Source organism: Methylotenera sp., from assembly GCF_030653755.1.
Classification (GTDB): domain Bacteria; phylum Pseudomonadota; class Gammaproteobacteria; order Burkholderiales; family Methylophilaceae; genus Methylotenera.
The window spans coordinates 16,224-35,090 of the sequence record NZ_JAURYU010000057.1 but is presented as its reverse complement, the minus strand read 5'-3'; the positions used below and the strand labels follow the sequence as shown (position 1 = coordinate 35,090).

The 18,867-nt window shown below is 43.4% G+C and carries 15 protein-coding genes and 3 tRNA genes; 16 read left to right on the top strand and 2 right to left on the bottom strand.

Translation table 11 applies throughout. The features are described from left to right. The first annotated feature begins 29 nt into the window (after positions 1–29). The 4 genes from rbfA to pnp all read left to right on the top strand — a co-directional run bounded on the left by rbfA (position 30) and on the right by pnp (position 4,009). Entirely contained in the window at positions 30–386 is a 357-nt protein-coding gene (gene rbfA / locus Q7U33_RS11955) for a 30S ribosome-binding factor RbfA (RefSeq protein ID WP_036301702.1), read from the top strand. A 20-nt stretch (positions 387–406) separates the two neighbouring features. Then, positions 407–1,315 (top strand): tRNA pseudouridine(55) synthase TruB, encoded by a 909-nt coding sequence (gene truB, locus Q7U33_RS11950; protein ID WP_304861289.1) that lies wholly within the window; start codon positions 407–409, stop codon positions 1,313–1,315. 149 nt (positions 1,316–1,464) lie between these two features. Next, positions 1,465–1,734, top strand: a complete 270-nt coding sequence (gene rpsO / locus Q7U33_RS11945) for a 30S ribosomal protein S15 (RefSeq protein WP_019899902.1) — start codon at positions 1,465–1,467, stop codon at positions 1,732–1,734. A gap of 145 nt (positions 1,735–1,879) precedes the next feature. Further along, entirely contained in the window at positions 1,880–4,009 is a 2,130-nt protein-coding gene (gene pnp / locus Q7U33_RS11940) for a polyribonucleotide nucleotidyltransferase (RefSeq protein WP_304861286.1), read from the top strand. A gap of 120 nt (positions 4,010–4,129) precedes the next feature. Here the strand turns inward: pnp and dksA are convergent, their stop codons facing one another. Then, a complete protein-coding gene (gene dksA / locus Q7U33_RS11935; RefSeq protein WP_304861283.1) occupies positions 4,130–4,552 on the bottom strand; it encodes an RNA polymerase-binding protein DksA in 423 nt (140 codons plus the stop codon). A gap of 149 nt (positions 4,553–4,701) precedes the next feature. Further along, the gene (gene folD / locus Q7U33_RS11930; protein ID WP_304861281.1) at positions 4,702–5,568 is read right to left on the bottom strand and encodes a bifunctional methylenetetrahydrofolate dehydrogenase/methenyltetrahydrofolate cyclohydrolase FolD; all 867 of its coding nucleotides are present in this window, start codon (positions 5,566–5,568) and stop codon (positions 4,702–4,704) included. A 103-nt stretch (positions 5,569–5,671) separates the two neighbouring features. Between folD and Q7U33_RS11925 the strand changes: the two genes are divergently transcribed. The 12 genes from Q7U33_RS11925 (at position 5,672) to Q7U33_RS11870 (ending at position 18,850) form a co-directional block, all read left to right on the top strand. Beyond that, positions 5,672–5,748, top strand: a tRNA-Pro gene (locus Q7U33_RS11925). A gap of 110 nt (positions 5,749–5,858) precedes the next feature. Beyond that, positions 5,859–5,935, top strand: a tRNA-Ile gene (locus Q7U33_RS11920). A gap of 20 nt (positions 5,936–5,955) precedes the next feature. Next, positions 5,956–6,031 (top strand) — tRNA-His (locus tag Q7U33_RS11915). A gap of 245 nt (positions 6,032–6,276) precedes the next feature. Then, positions 6,277–6,660, top strand: coding sequence for a diguanylate cyclase domain-containing protein (locus Q7U33_RS11910; RefSeq protein ID WP_304861279.1), 384 nt, complete (start codon positions 6,277–6,279; stop codon positions 6,658–6,660). A 319-nt stretch (positions 6,661–6,979) separates the two neighbouring features. Then, positions 6,980–8,401 carry a sigma-54 dependent transcriptional regulator gene (locus Q7U33_RS11905; protein ID WP_304861276.1) on the top strand — a complete coding sequence of 474 codons (1,422 nt, stop codon included), beginning with the start codon at positions 6,980–6,982 and terminating at the stop codon, positions 8,399–8,401. 18 nt (positions 8,402–8,419) lie between these two features. Continuing rightward, on the top strand, positions 8,420–9,937 hold the full coding sequence (locus Q7U33_RS11900) for an ExeA family protein (RefSeq protein WP_304861273.1): 1,518 nt from the start codon (positions 8,420–8,422) through the stop codon (positions 9,935–9,937). 246 nt (positions 9,938–10,183) lie between these two features. Continuing rightward, positions 10,184–12,016 carry a pilus (MSHA type) biogenesis protein MshL gene (mshL, locus tag Q7U33_RS11895; protein ID WP_304861271.1) on the top strand — a complete coding sequence of 611 codons (1,833 nt, stop codon included), beginning with the start codon at positions 10,184–10,186 and terminating at the stop codon, positions 12,014–12,016. 7 nt (positions 12,017–12,023) lie between these two features. Then, positions 12,024–13,517, top strand: coding sequence for a hypothetical protein (locus Q7U33_RS11890; protein ID WP_304861267.1), 1,494 nt, complete (start codon positions 12,024–12,026; stop codon positions 13,515–13,517). Between the two features lie 121 nt (positions 13,518–13,638). Continuing rightward, a complete protein-coding gene (locus tag Q7U33_RS11885) occupies positions 13,639–15,345 on the top strand; it encodes a GspE/PulE family protein (RefSeq protein ID WP_304861265.1) in 1,707 nt (568 codons plus the stop codon). 5 nt (positions 15,346–15,350) lie between these two features. After that, positions 15,351–16,556 carry a type II secretion system F family protein gene (locus Q7U33_RS11880; RefSeq protein WP_304861264.1) on the top strand — a complete coding sequence of 402 codons (1,206 nt, stop codon included), beginning with the start codon at positions 15,351–15,353 and terminating at the stop codon, positions 16,554–16,556. Between the two features lie 18 nt (positions 16,557–16,574). Continuing rightward, a complete protein-coding gene (locus Q7U33_RS11875) occupies positions 16,575–18,221 on the top strand; it encodes a hypothetical protein (RefSeq protein ID WP_304861262.1) in 1,647 nt (548 codons plus the stop codon). Beyond that, positions 18,218–18,850, top strand: a complete 633-nt coding sequence (locus tag Q7U33_RS11870) for a hypothetical protein (protein WP_304861260.1) — start codon at positions 18,218–18,220, stop codon at positions 18,848–18,850. The genes Q7U33_RS11875 and Q7U33_RS11870 overlap by 4 nt, the downstream gene beginning before the upstream one ends. The last annotated feature ends 17 nt before the right edge of the window (positions 18,851–18,867 follow it).

Genomic DNA, 18,867 nt, shown 5'->3' with positions numbered 1-18,867 from the left:
GGGTAAGTTCAGCTTTATTTAGGATTAGAATGGCAAAAGATTTTTCACGTAGTCACCGTGTGGCTGAGCAAATGCAACGAGAAATCGCAGATTTGTTAATGTTTGAAATTAAAGATCCACGCGTGGGCATGGTAACGGTTACTGCTGTTGAGGTAACTGGTGATATGGCGCATGCTAAGATTTTTTACAGCGCAGCAAAAGCGAGTGAAAGCATGCAGCAAGGGCTTGAAAAGTCAGCAGGTTTCTTACGCACGCAGTTGGCGAAGCGCATGTTGTTGCGCACAGTGCCACAATTGCATTTTGTGTACGATGCCTCGATTGATAATGGCATGATGATGTCTAAATTAATTGATGAGGCGATTGCTTCAGATAAAAATAAGTCTTAATCCTTAGAAGTAACCTTCCTTTGCAATTCAAAAGAGTCAAAAAAAATATTAATGGTATTTTGTTGTTAGACAAGCCATTGGGATTTTCTTCTAACCAAGCGCTACAAAGAGTTAAGTGGTTACTACAGGCCGCCAAAGCTGGTCACACTGGTACGTTAGATCCATTGGCAACAGGCTTGTTGCCACTCTGTTTTGGTGAAGCAACTAAATTTGCACATTATCTAACCGATGCAGATAAAACATACCACGCCACCATGAAGTTGGGCGTTACCACGGCCACAGGTGATGCGGAAGGCGCTGTACTCAAAACCCTGCCAGTCAATGTCACCAGCCATCAGTTTAGTGAGGCATGCCGCAAGTTTGTTGGTGTAATTAATCAAATTCCACCCATGTATTCCGCTTTGAAGCACGAGGGTCGTGCGCTGTACGAATATGCCCGTGAAGGTGTGGAAATTGAGCGCAAAGTGCGTACTGTTACTATCCATGAGATTAAAGTGCTTGGCTTTGCGGGAGATGTCGCTGAAATTGAAGTGACTTGCACCAAAGGTACTTATATTCGCACTTTGGCAGAAGATATTGGTGCACATTTAGGCTGTGGTGCGCATCTGATTGGACTACGTAGAACTGCTACAGCTAGTTATGACATCACCGAAGCCATTACTTTAGAGGCGTTTGAAGCGTTGAATAATGAAGAGCGTTTGGCTAAGTTAGCAGCGCCTGAAACCGCGGTGGATTATTTGCCATCGGTAACGCTGGATGCAGACAGTGTCTTTTATTTAATGCAGGGTCAAGCCGTGTGGCGGAGCGGTAGTATTCCAGCGGGCTTGTTGCGCCTTTATGATGAGAATCAGGTGTTTTTAGGCTTAGGTGAGCAGCAAAGTGACGGGAAAATCGCACCTAAGCGATTGATGCAACAAGTAAATAATTAAAGGCTATTTATTAAAATAACTTGTTAAGCAATAAAGTTATCGCTATAATGCACGGTTCATGTAAATGAATGCATCAGTGGGTTAGGTTTCTATTGCAGATTCTAGGCTACTTTTGTATTGACGCAAAACATCTAAATTAGGAAAAAGTTATGGCAATTACAGCACAAGATACCGCGAAAATCGTTGCAGAATATCAACGCGCACCGAATGACACAGCAAGCCCAGAAGTGCAAGTTGCACTTTTAACTAGCCGTATCACATACCTAACAGAGCATTTCAAATCTAACAAAAAAGATAACCACTCACGTCGTGGTTTGTTAGCATTGGTTAGCCAACGTCGTAGCCTGTTAGACTATTTAAAACGCAAAGACTCAAGCCGTTATCAAACATTGATTCAACGTTTAGGTCTGCGTAAATAACAGTTATAAAAGTGCTTAGCTTTTTGTTTTTAGCTTCACTTATATAATTGCTGTAAAAAGCCGATTGCATGGATATGCGTCGGCTTTTTTTATTGTTAGATTGTTATTGGGTAGTGAATAACAGTCTGTTGAAAAAGGAAAATAAATGTTTAATAAAGTTACTAAAAGTATTCAATACGGTGCGCATACGCTTACCCTTGAAACAGGTGAAATCTCACGTCAGGCAGATGCTGCAGTGATGGTGAGCTACGGTGATACGGTAGTGTTAGTGGCCGTTACTAGCAAGCGTGAAGTTAAAGCAGGCCAGGATTTTTTCCCGTTGACAGTAGATTACATGGAAAAAACCTATGCTGCGGGTAAAATCCCAGGTGGTTTTTTCAAACGTGAAGGCCGTCCTTCAGAGAAAGAAACACTCACAAGTCGTTTGATCGACCGTCCATTACGCCCTCTGTTCCCAGAAGCGTTTTATAACGAAGTGCAAGTGGTGGCAACTGTGTTGTCATCAGATCCTGAAATTGATGCTGATATTCCTGCGATTATTGGTGCTTCGGCAGCAATGTCATTATCAGGTATCCCATATTACGGCCCATTAGGTGCAGCGCGTGTTGGTTATATCAATGATGAGTATGTATTGAACCCAACTAAAGCACAATTAGAAGAAACAGATCTTGATTTGGTGGTTGCTGCTACTGAAACAGCTGTGATGATGGTTGAGTCTGAAGCTAAAGAGCTTTCAGAAGAAGTCATGTTGGGTGCGGTTGTTTATGGTCACGAGCAAATGCAAGCTGTGATTAAAATGATTAGCGAATTAACCGCTGAAGCTGGTAAAGATGCTTGGGACTGGGTTGCACCAGAGCCAGATACTGCATTGATTGAAAAAGTGGCTGGCTTGGCCGCTGCTGATATTAATGCTGCATTCCAAATTAAAGCTAAAGGTGCACGTTCAGCTAAATTGGATGAAATCACAAGCCGTGTGTTGGCTGAGTTAATTACAGAAGAAACTTCAACGACAGAAGCTAACAAAATTAAAAATGAGATTTTTAATTTAGAAGCCAAAACTGTACGTAGCCAAATTTTAAATGGTGAGCCACGTATTGATGGCCGTGATACACGTACTGTGCGTCCTATCAGCATCCGCACTGGTGTGTTGCCACGTACGCATGGTTCAGCATTGTTTACACGTGGTGAAACACAGGCCTTGGTGGTTGCAACCTTGGGTACAGGCCGCGATGAGCAAACGATTGATGCATTGCAAGGCGAATACAATGACCGCTTTATGCTGCATTACAACATGCCTCCATACGCAACTGGTGAAACTGGCCGTGTAGGTACACCAAAGCGTCGTGAAATCGGCCATGGCCGCTTAGCTAAGCGTGCATTAATTGCTGCTTTGCCAGCTAAAGAAGATTTTGATTACACCATGCGTGTAGTTTCTGAGATTACAGAATCTAACGGTTCAAGCTCAATGGCCTCTGTATGTGGTGGCTGCTTAGCATTGATGGATGCTGGTGTGCCTATGAAAAATCACGTTGCAGGTATTGCAATGGGTTTAATCAAAGAAGGTAACCGCGTTGCTGTATTGACTGATATCTTGGGTGATGAAGATCACTTGGGTGATATGGACTTTAAAGTGGCTGGTACAGAAGATGGTATCACTGCATTGCAAATGGACATTAAAATCACTGGTATTACAGCGCAGATCATGCAAGTTGCTTTAGCGCAGGCTAAAGAGGGTCGTGCACATATCTTGGGTATTATGAAACAAGCTGTTAGTGGTGCTAGTGCTGAAATGTCACAATTTGCACCACGCATTATTACCATGAAAATCAACCCTGAAAAAATCCGTGATGTAATCGGCAAGGGCGGTGCTGTGATTCGTGCTTTAACTGAAGAAACAGGTACTACGATTGATATTGAAGATGACGGTACAGTAAAAATTGCATGTACTAGCTCCGAGCAGGGTGCTGAAGCGCAACGCCGTATTGCAGAAATCACTGCTGAAGTTGAAGTGGGTCAAACTTATGAAGGTACTGTGATCAAGTTGCTTGATTTCGGTGCAATTGTAACCTTGATCCCTGGTAAAGATGGTTTGCTACATATTTCACAAATTGCACATCAACGTGTCAACGCCGTTGCTGACTTCCTAAAAGAAGGCGACGTTGTGAAAGTTAAAGTGGTTGAGGCTGATGAAAAAGGTCGTGTACGTCTAAGCATGAAAGCTTTGATTGACCCGCCTGCTCAAGAAGCTAAAGCAGAGACAGAAGCTGACGAGTAATATCAATAGTATCATCGTTTGCTAGATAACAAAAAGCCCGCATATGCGGGCTTTTTGTTATCTGAAGCTTTAAATCACTTGAATTCTAAATAAAAATTTAAATGATTTGGACTGTACTAATTATTTAGCTACTTGGCGCTCTCTAAGTTCGTCCAATGTTTTGCAATCGATACACAGCGTAGCCGTTGGACGCGCCTCTAAGCGTTTTAAACCAATTTCAATGCCACAGCCTTCACAGTAGCCGTACTCTTCGTGCTCAATGTTACGTAAAGTTTCATCAATTTTTTTAATGAGCTTGCGTTCGCGATCACGATTGCGTAATTCAAGCGTCATGTCAGACTCTTGGCTGGCTCTGTCATTTGGGTCAGCAAACATCGTCACTTCATCTTGCATGGTGTGCACGGTGCGGTCAAGCTCTTGGCTTAACTCGGATTTCCAATCATTTAATATTGCGCGGAAATGGTTAAGTTGAGCTTTGCTCATGTATTCTTCATCAGGCTTCGGCTGATAAGGCGTGAAGTGCTTACTAATTACATCTGCCATAATAATTACCCAAATACAAAAAAATAAAAATATTGAAAACTGCGCTAACTAAAATGTTAGCGCTTAAAATTAGCGCATGAGTGTACACTGATTAATGGTTTGATGCAAAACTGTAATTTATATACCTGTATCTTATTGATTTAATGAGATTAAATAATGGCGCTTTGTTCGCTAAGTTGTAATGAAAGCAAGGTATTTTCCATTAAAGTAGCAACGGTCATTGGGCCAACGCCGCCAGGTACGGGAGTAATCCAGCCCGCACGCTCTTTTGCGATGTTGAAATCAACATCGCCGCAGATGCGCCCATCTTCTAGGCGATTGATGCCAATGTCAATGACAATAGCGCCAGGCTTAATCCAGTCGCCTTTAATTAGCCCAGGTTTGCCTGCAGCTGCGACGATTAAGTCTGCATTTGCGACAATTTTAGCTAAGTCTTTTGTGTGGCGATGGCAGCTAGTCACGGTGCAACCTGCAAGCAGTAACTCCAAGCCCATTGGACGACCTACGTGGTTAGATACCCCTACCACAACAGCATCTAAACCCATCAGGTTGATGTTGGTTGCTTCTAGTAGCTTAATCACGCCAAATGGTGTGCAAGAGCGCAGCGTTGGTTGGCGCACGGCTAAGCGGCCGATATTGTATGGGTGAAATCCATCCACGTCTTTATTGGGGCTGATACATTCAATCACGTGCTCATCTTTTATGTGGGGTGGAAGCGGCGACTGAACCAAGATGCCGTCTATTGTCTCGTCATGGTTGAGTTGCGTGATGAGCGCAAGTAACTCATGCTCTGTTGTTGATGACGGTAAATCGTAGGCAACGGAACGAATGCCTACTTTTTCACATGCTAAACGTTTATTTCGCACATAAATGGATGAGGCGGGGTCGCCGCCCAATAAGATAACCGCAAGGCCAGGTGCACGTTTATTTGCTAACAGGCGTTGGTTGATTCTTTCTTTGATTGAGTCTAATAAATTGTCGGCAATCGCCTTGCCATTGATAATTTGAGCAGTCATTGGGTGTCTGAATCTGAAAATTCAATTAATTTGTAAAATAAAACGTCATTTTAGCATATAGCGATTGACCTTAATCTTAGTTTTGGTTATATTACTGCCTCTTCGGCGTGTAGCGTAGCCTGGTAGCGCGCCTGCTTTGGGAGCAGGATGTCGGGAGTTCGAATCTCTCCACGCCGACCAAAATTTTTGAGTGTTAAAAGTAGATTTTTCTTTTAACACCCATATTAAAAGTCAGCCCGAAAAGTGTAGTGCTTTATGTTGTAGATGATATAAAGTCTTGTAACCAAAATCTGCCCGTAGCTCAACCGGATAGAGCACCAGCCTTATAAGCTGGGGGTTACAGGTTCGATTCCTGTCGGGCAGGCCATGAATTTTAAAGTCTCTATGGTGGCTGTAGCTCAGTTGGTAGAGTCCAGGATTGTGATTCCTGTTGTCGTGGGTTCGAGCCCCATCAGCCACCCCATATTGAATAAGCCCCTCAGCAATGTGGGGCTTATTTTTTTCTGGCATATCTTTTTCTAAGTGAAATTATTCTTGATTAATTTAATTTTAGTAGGATAGTATCAAACGCGCTAAGCATTAGTACTAAGCATCTACTTAATTTGTACTGGCAGTTATCGCAACCGATCATTAAAGATAATGTGGGGTTTAGAAGGCTATGCTAATTGAAGGTATTGAGAATACAGATCGCTTTCTTTTTATATTTGAATGGTTAATGGCCATCATGTCGAGATACTTGTCCCCGATGCCGTTTGGCTTGGTCCATATGGCTACGGTGAGAACCATGAGCTTGGGGATGCTTACGGTGCAAAAGAGGCCGCTGAGCAACTTGTTGCAATGACAAGCCATCTTAGAAGGCTTTATAGGAATACGGACTTGGTGGCTAGGATAGAAAGTGACTTTTGGATTATTGTGCCATACACGCCCGCCGCTGAAAAAATTCAGGATAAAGTACGAAGTATCATTCAGGATGCTGAACATGATGCTTTGAAAGCGGTGGTGCAAAGTGCGTCAATCTTTAGTTTCCCAAGTGATGATAAGGCGCTAAATCAGAAGCTCACAGAACTGAGTGGGGCGGATTTCTTAGTATAGTTGAAAAGTCACAGGCACATATTTTCCAGCCAAATGTAGGGCTTACATTAAAGATCAAAAATCTGGTCGTCGATAACAGCCGCTTAATGTCATTGAATGTTTGGGTTCACCTTTTTTATCTATGTCAAAGATTGTTAGTTCAGAACAGTTGGTTAAATCCGTTCGGTGATTGATTTAAATAACGAGCATACTTGGCTGGTGGTTTTGACCTCGATTTCGCACCATAGCGCACGCTGGCGAAAGTATTGATACATCAAACTATTCAGGCTATAGTGGCATTGGTTTCAGTTGTTATCTAATTTTTAAAAAGGGTTTGTTAATGGCAGCACTACGTCCTGTATTGATGATTATTGATGATGACCCGCTGATCACTGATACCTTACATTTTGTGTTGAGTAAATATTTTGAAGTATGCGTGGCAGAGTCACATACGCAATTGAAGAGTTTGCTCCAGCAGTTAGATGCACCCCCAGCATTGGCTTTGGTAGACTTAGGACTGCCACCTACTCCGCATACGCCTGAAGAAGGTTTTAAAGTGATTAGCGCCCTGCTAACACATTCACCTACTATTAAAATTCATGTGCTTTCGGGCCAAAGTGATGATGTGAATGTCAAGCATGCGCTTACATTGGGTGCCGTCGATTTTATTGCCAAGCCTTGTGATGTAGAGAAGCTGAAAGACATGTTGTTGAATGCACTCAAGGTTCAAGATGTCGAGTTGAACGAGATGAGGGCGGAGCAAGAGCATGGTGGCTTGCTTGGTAATAGCTTACCTATTCAAGCATTACGTATGCAGATTACGCAGTTTGCAGGCTCGCCTTTTCCTGTGTTGATTGAGGGCGAGTCTGGCAGCGGTAAGGAGCTGGTGGCTAGTAGCTTTCATTTTGCAAGTCAGCGTTTGTTATATCCTTACCTATCGGTTAACTGTGCTGCGGTTTCTCCATTGTTGGCAGAATCTATTTTGTTTGGGCACGCAAAGGGTGCGTTTACAGGTGCGGTAGCTGCGCATGCAGGCTATTTTGAAGATGCGGGTGACGGTACTTTATTTTTAGATGAAATTGGTGAGTTGCCCTTAGAGTTGCAGGCCAAGCTTCTGCGCGTGTTAGAGAATGGTGAGTATCAGCGCATTGGTGAAACGCAAACGCGTAAAAGTCGTGCGCGAATTGTGGCTGCGACTAACCGAGATTTAAGAGCAGAAGTGCGCGCAGGTAAATTTAGGTCGGATTTATATCATCGCTTGAGCGTCTTTACCGTACATGTGCCACCGCTTCGTGAATTGTCCGACGATAAGCATTTATTGCGTAATCATTTTATTGAGTTTTATACCAAGCAAATCGACAAGACACCGTTTAAGCTTGATGGGAATGCTGAGGCGAGGTGGCTGGATTATGGTTTTCCTGGCAATGTGCGTGAGCTGAGAAATATCGTTATTCGGTTAATTGCCAAGTACTCTGGCAAGACAGTGAAAGAAAATGAGTTGATTGCTGAGTTTGATTTAAACGAGCAGGCTTCATCGGCTGATGCATTTAACTTTAATGATGAAGCCAGTATGACTGCGCAGGCGCAAAAGCATTTGCAACGCCAAGTGAATGTAAGTTTGGATGCAGTGCTTAAGTCTTGGGAGCGTGCTTACATTGATGCGGCAATGAAAATGACGCATGGCAATTTAAGTCAGGCGGCTAAGCTGTTGAATGTGAATCGCACGACACTGTATAGTCGTATGAATACGCAAGAAGACTAATCCTCACTAGGAAATCATTTGTATTATCCACACTTTGGTTTGCAGCAACCCCCGTTTAAGATTACTCCAAATACAGACTTTTTCTTTTCTGGCAGCAATCGTGGAGCGGTGCTTGATGCTTTAGTGTACGCTATTACCAATGGTGAGGGTATTGTCAAAGTTGTAGGTGAGGTAGGTAGTGGCAAAACAATGCTGTGCCGAATGTTGCAAACTATTCTTCCTGAAAGAATCGAGAGCATTTATCTTGCGAACCCAAGCGTAGCACCTGAGGATGTGCTGCATGCTATTGCATTTGAACTGCAACTTCAGCTACCTAAAGATGCTGATAGGTTAAAGGTGATGCAAGCATTGCAGGCGCATCTGTTAAGTCGGCACGCAGAAGGTCGCCAGGTGGTGATCTTTGTTGAAGAGGCGCAAGGTATGCCGTTGGCAACTCTGGAAGAGATTCGCTTGTTATCCAACTTGGAAACTAAGCAAGATAAACTGTTGCAGATTGTTTTGTTTGGTCAGCCAGAGTTGGACGAGAATTTAAATCAGGAACAAATTCGTCAGTTGCGTGAGCGCATTACGCATCGGTTTAATTTGGCGCCATTGCAAACCAAAGATGTGGGTGAGTATTTAATCTTTAGGCTGCGTGCGGCGGGGTATCATGGCCCACATTTGTTTACGGATGCCTCGATTAAAAAACTGTCAAATGCAGCACAAGGGTTAGTGAGGCGCGTGAATATCTTAGCGGATAAAGCATTGCTAGCAGCGTTTGCTGATAATGTTTATCAGGTAACCCCTAAGCACGTTAATGCAGCTATCCAAGATAGTGAGTTTGCGGAAAGCTCATATGGGCAGCGGTTCTGGCGTTATAAGCAATTTGCGACTTGGATAGTATCCTTGCTCATCATTTTAATTGTTGTATCAACTGTTGCGATGTTGTGGCAGCAATCAGCTAATCTGAAAAGTAGTGCTAGTGTGACAATGCAGCAAGTTCAGCCCAGTAATTCCAATTTGTCTATAATCAAGCCCAGCACGTTTCAGCAGACAAAGCAATCTGCAGTTGCTGTTACTAATACCCAAATGGGTGTCAATGATTTGTCTTCACTCAATAGCGCTAGCGCCGTAGCGGTATTAAATGATATGGAAGTAGCTAGCGATAAGGCTCAGGCTGCAGAAAGCAAAAGCACTATTGGGTTGGTAAGTCAGCGTTTAGATGCGATGAATCAGTTATTAAAAAGTGCAAAGCCTGAGACTGTATTGTTACAAATCAAATCACTTCCTAATGCGTTGCCGTTAGCTTTGCAGGGTGAAGAGCGTCAGTTAGCCGCGGAGCTTGAGCGTTTAAGTCAGCAAGTTGAAATGGATAATATATATCTATATCGCATGCATCAGAAAGATGGTTTGTATACAGTAGTGTTATATGGTGCATATGAACGGAGAGTTGATGCATTAGAGGCTTTAAAAAGCTTACCACCCTATGTTAAAAACAGCCGACCATATATGAGGACGTTGGCTGGTATTAGTAAAGACATAGCGATAACCCCTTAACCGATGTCCCGTATTTCTTTTAATTGACTGAAGCTGGCCTATCTAGTGGTGTTTGCATAATTGATGGCAGTCTGAGGCTCGGGTCTGAGTGTTGCTTAGTTTCTATATAAACTTTCGTGAGTTACCTAATCAATAACCTTGATTTATGATTGTAACTAATTGTTGCTATTTGGATTTTTGCGGTATCATGCAATTTGATGCATAGCGTATAGATAAAGTTGCAGAATTAGGGGTAGCCAAGCCGTGATGAATAATAAAATAGTATTAGCATTGCTGAGTATGATCTTGGTTTTGTGTATGACAGCATGCTCGCATCAATCTAAAGTCCAGCCATCAAAGGGGCATATTGATGGACAAAATACTTCAACACCCTCTGTCATATCAAAACCAGCTGCCTCTTCAGCAGGAATTCCTAAGCCAGTCACCAACACTCCTTATTTGCCGCCTCCTACTCCTAAAGCTAAAGAGCCTGTCTACAGTATTGTTGTGTACGACACACCAGTGAAAGAGGTGTTGTTTGCTATAGCAAGAGACAGCAAGCTAAATGTTGATATTCATCCTGCCATTCAAGGACGCGTTACTTTAAATGCAGTAGACCAAACCTTGCCTGCGATTTTAGAGCGTTTATCTAAACAGGTGGATTTGACTTATCACGTTAAGGGCAATGTGCTGACGATTACACCAGACCAGCCAGTATTAAGAAGTTATAAAGTGGATTATGTGAATATTAATCGTGATACTAAAGGGTTTATTGGTGCTGCTGCAGAAATTTCGAGTACAGGTCAGGCTGCTATTACTGGTGCTGGGGGGAGTACTACCACAACCAGCACTTCAGGTAATGGCGCTAATAATAGCTCACGTACTGCAGTAACAAGCGAATCCAAAAACCACTTATGGGAGTCCCTTATTCAAAATCTTAAAGAGTTGTTAGCGGAAACTGATAAAGAGGTTATCGTGACACGTTTTGGCAGTTTGCAAGATCAGTATTCTAAAGACAAAGCTGTAAATGAAAAGCTAAATAATGAAGCTGGAAAAAATGATAAAGAGCTCAGAGATGAGCAGAGATCCGAGTATAAAACTCTCTTTGCGGCAAATGTGATTGCAAATCCTGAAACAGGTGTTATCAGTGTTCGTGCGACTAATAAGCAGCATGAAAAAATTCAAGAGTTCTTAGATAAAGTGCTGTCGAGCGCGAAGAAGCAAGTGCTGATAGAGGCTACGATAGTAGAAGTGCGCCTCAATGATGGTTTTCAAGCTGGGATTGATTGGAGAAGGCTTGGTCGAGCAGGTGCAGGAAGTGGATTTACTTTTAGCCAAAATTTGAACTCAGATAACTTTACGACAGGAGGTTTAACTGAGCGGGCTGAAGGTTCTGGGTTAGTCGCAGGATATTTTAATCCTATAAGTCCATTGGGCGATATCGCGGCATCTATCAATTTACTTAAACAGTTTGGTGACACAAAAGTTTTATCTAGCCCAAAACTTATGGTGCTCAACAATCAGACAGCAGTGCTTAAGGTTGTCGATAACTTGGTTTACTTTACTGTACAAGCTCAGCAGACGCCAGGGACTGTAAGTAGTCAGCCATTTACTACAATTACTACAACTCCAAACACAGTCCCTGTGGGCGTTGTGATGAGCGTAACGCCACAAATAAGTGATGCGAATTTTGTAAATGTTAATGTGCGACCTACAATCTCGAGGGCTGTTGGTAGGGGGGTGCAAGATCCTAATCCGTCACTAAAAAATGAGATACCAAGTTTTATTCCACAAATACAAGTTCGTGAAATGGAATCAATTTTACAAATCAATAGTGGTAGTACAGCCATTCTTGGAGGGCTCATGCAAGATGAAATACAACGTAACTCAGATAAAGTCCCTGGTTTGTCCGATGTGCCTGGTGTTGGTAAGATTTTTACTGGTAGAGATGACGCTAATAGTAAGACTGAGCTGGTGATTTTCTTGCGCCCAACTGTCATTACTAACGCTAGCTTAGAAAGCGACGAACTGGCATCTTATAAGCAATACCTACCAGCACAACAGCTAACTAATACATTAGAAGCTGAGAGTGAAAGGTAATTAGCAAATGAGTTTGCTAATTAAAGCGCTAGCTAGCGCAGAAAAGGATAAGCAAAAAGCTGAGAGGTCCGAGCGCGCTGAGTCATTAAGTTCTGATGCGATGTCGCAATTAGGGCGCCAATCAAATCACTCAAAGGATATTGCCACAAGCTCGGGTGATGTTGTGTTTAATGATGTAGGCTTGTCACTTACTGAAGAGCCAAGCTTGTTAAGCTCTGAGGTGAAGTTAAAAGAGGGTGTGGCTACTAAGCCTAGTGCTCAGTCAACGAACAACGGGATTAAACAAAAAAGCAAGGCTGATGCTTTTAATGAAGCGGCGATGGCAAGTGTTGCTAGCTTAAAAGCACAGGGTAGCGCTACCAAGGAAGGACGTCAACGAGTTGCTGCTAGTGTGTTTGTTGCTAATCAGGCAATCAAGACTGTGAGCTCACGTTCCGTACTTTTGTTATTAGGCGTTGCTGGGGGTTTAATGGTGTTTTTGGGCTTGCAAGGGTATCAGTATTTACAGGTACTAATTGCCGATGAAGTGGTTGTTGTAAAGCCAGTTGGGCCTGTCGGCCAAGTTGTTAATGTTGAAACGATAGGCGATAGTGGTGTGCCTGATGCAGTATTATCTAGTGAGCTAGCTGAAGAATCAGGTGTGGCTGAACAGGTTGTTCATGAGGTTGATGGTAATGCGAGCGTAGCTGGTAGACAGAATTTAGCTGATAAAGAAGCGGTAAGACCTGAGTTGGTAAAGCAAGCGACTGTTGCCAAAGTTGATGCTAGGGTGCTTAGCGATGAGGTGGCCGTAGATGAGCCGCGATTGCCACTTCAGAAGTCTGCTGTTGCAGGTACGCGTAAGCAGTTGAAGTTGGATGAAGCTAATCAGTTTCATAGCCAAGCATCTGAATTAAGAGAGCCGATAAAGCTAGTGAGCAAAGCGCCTGTTGCAGGGGTTGATCCAACCTTGTTGGCGGCTTATGAAGCATTCAACCAGGGTGATGACAACTCGGCTCAGCAAAAGTATCGTCTAGTGCTGCAAAAAGATGTCAGAAATATCGATGCCTTGTTAGGGATGGCGGCAATTGCTCAGCGTCAAGGCCGAAATATGGATGCGATTGGATGGTACCGTACGGTCACGGAAATTGAGCCTAGGAATAGCATTGCTCAATCTGCAATGGCAGCTTTGGAAGCGAATGCTGATGGCGTAGGGGCTGAGAGTAAAATTAAAAGTATGCTAGCACGCCAGCCTGACGCGGCTCACTTACATGCAGCTTTAGGTAATCTTTATGCCGCACAGAACCAATGGGCTTCAGCGCAATCAGCCTATTTCAATGCAAGTCAGTATGCGCCGATTAGTGCAGACTATGCTTTTAACTTGGCCATCAGCTTAGAACATTTGGGTAAGCCAAAGTTGGCGTTAGTACAATATCAGCGTGCGTTGGATTTGCTTAACATAACAGGCGCTACAAGCCCAGATCGAGCCCAGATAGAGGCAAGGGTGCATGCGTTGCAATGATTTAATGCTGCATTCATGCACAGTGTGGAATATATCTATTGTAATGATGACTTAAGATAATCGTAGTGCCGATTAGATAAATGAAAAATAAAAATGAATTCAAACAAACAGGCTAAATTGAATGGTTGAGCAGCGCCGTAAAATTCGTTTAGGCGAGCTGATGGTGCAGCAGGGCTTAATCAGCCAGGACCAACTACGCATTGCGCTGATAGAGCAAGAGCATAATGACTTGCCTTTAGGGCGCCAGCTTGTTCGTTTGGGATTTGTAACTGAAGCGATGGTGCGCGACATGGTTGCGCACACCATCGGCACTGACAGTATCGATTTATCTACTGTGGTGGCTGATCTTGAAGCGTTGCAAATGGTGCCGCAAGATTTTTCACGTCGATATCATTTGTTACCTGTTGCTTATGATGCATTGACCGCCACCATGGTGGTTGCCATGGCGGATATGTTCAATGTGGTTGCGTTAGACCAGTTGCGTGCCATGCTGGGAGGGCAGATTCAATTAAAACCTGTGTTGGCAGCAGAAGCGCAGCTTGAGGAAGTCATTGATCAGTTTTATGGATATGAATTATCTGTAGATGGCATTTTGCGTGAAATTGAAACAGGTGAAATTGATTATCAGAGCTTAAGTGTTGACGATAATGAATATACGCAACCTGTAGTGCGATTAGTGGGTGCATTGTTGATGGATGCGGTGAAGCGTGGCGCATCAGATATCCACTTTGAGCCTGAACAGTCATTTTTACGCATACGGTATAGAATCGATGGCGTATTGCAGCAAATTAGAAGTTTGCATAAAAGCTACTGGGGCGGTTTAGCCGTGAGGTTGAAGGTGGTGAGCGGACTTGATATAGCAGAAACCAGAGCGCCGCAAGATGGTCGTTTAAATATGAATCTGTGTGGGCGCCCTATCGATTTCAGGGTGTCGACGCATCCAACCATTCATGGCGAGAATATTGTCTTGCGCGTGTTGGATCGTGAGAAATCGATTATTCCTATGGCGCGCATGGGTCTGCGTCCAGAGACGTTAGATGAACTCCAGTTGATGATGACCCGCCCTGAGGGTATTTTGATTGTCACGGGCCCAACAGGTAGCGGGAAGACAACCACCTTGTACTCATTGCTCACGCATCAAAATACCGAGGCGGTTAATATCATGACGCTGGAAGACCCAGTTGAATACCCTGTTACCATGATGCGCCAAACTTCTGTAGCGGAAGTGAATAAAGTAGATTTTGCGAATGGTATTCGGTCCATTATGCGGCAAGACCCCGATATTATTTTAGTGGGTGAGATTCGTGATGCTGATACCGCGATGATGGCTTTTCGCGCGGCAATGACAGGGCACCAAGTGTTTAGTACGCTACATACTAACTCTGCGTTAGGCGCTTTCCCGCGCTTAACTGATATCGGTATATTGCCTGACATTATGGCGGGCAACATTATTGGTGTTGTGGCGCAGCGTTTGGTGCGGGTGCTGTGCCCGCATTGTAAAGAAAAATACAAACCAGATGATCTTGAGCAAAAGATATTGCAGCTTAAGCCAAATGATAAAGTACAAATTTACAAACCAAAAGGCTGTATACGCTGTAATCAAACTGGTTATAGAGGACGGATGGCAATCATCGAGTTACTACGTATTGATAGTGATATGGATGCGCTGATTTCTCGTCGAGCACACTTAGATGAACTTAAAAAAGTTGCGCTAGATAAAGGGTTTGTGACTTTAGCCGAAGATGGCGTGCGTCGGATTTTAGAGGGCTACACCAGCGTGGCTGAGGTCATGCGAGTGGTTGATTTAACCAGCAGGATTAGCACTTAAAATATATGCCATCTTTTAGCTATAAAGCCGTTGATAAATTAGGCCGTATGGCCATGGGGCAAGTAGATGCGCTAAATGAGGTGGATCTTGAAATCCGTCTTGAGCGTATGGGGCTGGATTTAATTACGTTTCGCCTAGCAACACGGTCAACCAGTTTATTCAACCATAATAAAGTTAGTAACCAAGACTTAGTCATGTTTTGTTTTCAGTTGGAGCAGCTTTCCTCCGCGGGAGTGCCTCTGCTGGAGTGCCTAAACGACTTACGCGAGAGTGCTAATAACCCATATTTTCAAAAGGTTTTGGGCGCTATTAGCTCAGAAGTCGAAGGCGGTAAGATGCTATCACAAGCGCTTGCAGAGCATCCAGCCGTGTTTAGTGAGGTCTTTGTGAGCTTGATTGATGCGGGTGAGCGGACAGGGCAGCTACCTGTGGTGTTGAATAACCTGTTTAATACAATACGTTGGCAAGATGAGCTGATGTCACAAACTAAAAAGCTATTGGCTTACCCAGCCTTTGTTGCTGTCGTTGTATCGCTAGCTGTTGTGTTTTTAATGATTTATGTTGTGCCACAAATGGTGTCATTTTTGCGTAATATGGGGCAAGAGCTACCGCTTAATACACAGATTCTGATTGCAATGTCTAATGCATTTGTGAACTATTGGTGGCTGGTTCTGGGCTTGCCAGTGATGACGGTTGTTGTGTTGGCGGCCATTATTCGTAACAACCCAGCAGCGCGTTACCGCTTTGATTTGTTTAAATTAAATATCCCTGTCACGGGGACAATTTTACATAAAATTATTATGGCACGTTTTGCTCGGTACTTTGCGCTAATGTATCAAACAGGGATCCCGATTTTAGATGCAATTAAAATATGTGAAAACATTGTAGGTAATCGCGTCGTGGCAGATGCACTCACGCGGGTGCATGCTCAGATTAATGCGGGTGATGCCATGAGTGAGAGTTTTCGAAACGCAGGCTTATTTCCGCAACTGGTTGTTCGGATGATTAAGGTGGGCGAGAGCACTGGTGCCTTGGATAAATCACTGCTTAACATTAGCTATTTTTATGACCGTGACGTCAATGATGCAATGCAAAAAATGTTAAAAATGATAGAGCCTGCACTCACTGTGCTACTGGGCGGCATCCTTGCGTTTATTATGTTCTCGGTGCTAGGCCCAGTATATGACTCATTTAGTAAGCTCAAAATTTAAGTGACCTAATATAACAGCATGATGTTCGCTAACCCCAATAAACTAGTGTTATGTGCCACAGCCAATCAACTGTTAGTGGGTGTTTGGCATGCGGGCAAGCTGCAAGGTAACCAAATTTTTGAGAATAACGAGACAGGGCATGAGGCGTTTTCAGCATTTTTAGCGCAATATATATTAAGCCCAGTTTATTTAATTGCTGATGCGGTAGAAGAAGACTTCAGGCTAGAGAGTTTGCCGCACACTTCTGGGAGCGCTAAACACGAGCTAGTAACTCGCAAGTTGAATCAGCATTACCGAGGATTAGACTACCGAACAGCACATTTTATTGATCGAGATAAAGACAAGCGAAAAGACGATAACTTTTTGTTTGCTGCAATCAGTAAAGATGATTTCTTGCAAGCTTGGGTAGCCATTCTTAAGGCACAGGAAGCACAGTTGGTGGGCGTTTACTTACTTCCAATGTTAAGCCTGGTGTTGATGAAACAGCTTAAACTTAGTGCGCCGCATCTTTTGCTCTGTGAAAAACTTTCTTCAGGGCTCAGGCAGACTTATTTCCATCATGGGCGCTTGCGTATGAGTCGTTTGGTGCCAAACGTGCCAGAAGCGCCTGGGCAAATCGGCTATTTTTATCTTGTAGAAATTGAAAAAACACGCCTCTACTTAATGAGTCAGCGCCATATTTCGCGTGAGACACCATTGAATCTAGCCTTGGTCAGTGTTGATGGCTCAACGCAGCAAATTAGCCAAGGTATTAGCCAAGAGCAAGGGCTAACTTGTTCAGATGTGAGTCTAAGTAGCCTAGCCAAAACGCTGGATTTGCCAGTTAAGTTGCTTCATGAAAAGCCAGAGTTAATGCATATGCAATTGCTGGCAAATGGGCATTTTGTGGATAACTTAGCGCCAGACTGGCTCACAAAGCCTTTTCAGTTTAGTAAATTAAAACAGGGTTTAGCCATTGGCTCGGCCTTAATTGGTTTTTTTGGGTTAGTTGCTGCTGGATGGATGCTTAAAGAGGGCTTGGATCACAAATCAGCCTTTGAGCAAGCACAACAGGATACGTTGATTCAGCAACATCGCTACGACGAGGCCGCAAAAGATTTTCCAGTCACTGAGATTAGTGCAAACGATTTAAAAGTGGCAGTAGAGCTAGATAAAACGGTTACTAGCTTTCCAAAATCGCCAAGGCGAATGATGCAAGTAATTAGTGCCGCACTGGCGCCTGCCGCTAAAGCCCCTCTAGATGAAGTGCAGATAGATAGATTGCATTGGGTGCTGACTAATGACACTCATGTGAATGACCAAGATAAATTCACCCCCTTACCTATCACCTCTGGCAGAGAGCAAAGCGCGATTAATACGTCACCTGTAGATCCAAACATGTTAATGGAAGTGGCTTTTTTAACGGCACAAATTTCAGGGTTTACTGGAGATTATCGCCGTGCATTAAATACCTTAAGCCAGTTCGTTAATAACATTAAGGCTGATGCCAGAGTAGCCGAAGTGGTTGTGTTGCAAGAGCCTGTGAATGTAAGCTCATTTGTGAGTTTGCAAGGAAGCACCACGGATGAACAGTCTACACAAAAACAACCAGCATTTTTTAAATTAAAGGTCGTACTTAAACCTAACACTGATTTAGTTGCCAATATGGATGAAGCAAAGCCATGATGAAATTAGATCAAAAAGACTGGAAAAAACTACAAATACCCTTAGCCATATTAAGTGTAGTCATTGTAGTTGTGGTGGTTTGCAATGTGTTGGCACAACAATACAAAACAGAACAAGCGGAAGCGTCGCTTAAGCAGCAAAACTTATTGAATGCGGCTCGTCAGCGTTATCAGTCATCAGGCTTAGAAAAAGAGATGATAGTCGAATATTTGCCGCAATATCAGGCCTTGATTAACAAAGGGTTTGTGGGTGAAGAGCGCCGTATAGAGTGGGTGGAAAGCTTAAGAGAGCAACATAAAAACCATAAACTATTTGGTATTAAATACAGTATTAAACAACAAGAAAAATACACGCCTACATTTGCATCCAATCTCGGCGGCTTTGCGTTAAATCGATCTACCATGCAGTTTGAGCTTGATATGTTGCACGAAGGCGATTTATTGCAACTAACTGAGTCATTGAGCGAGGCAAATACGGCCGCATTAATCTTGCGAGACTGCGAAATTACTAGGTTAAATGAAGGTGGCGCTTTAAGTGGACAGTTAATTGCTAATTTGCACGCACAATGTGAATTAGATTGGCTTACATTACGTGAGCCTGCGGCAATTCAAGCGGTAGTGGGGCCATAGCAAAATGATAAAGACAT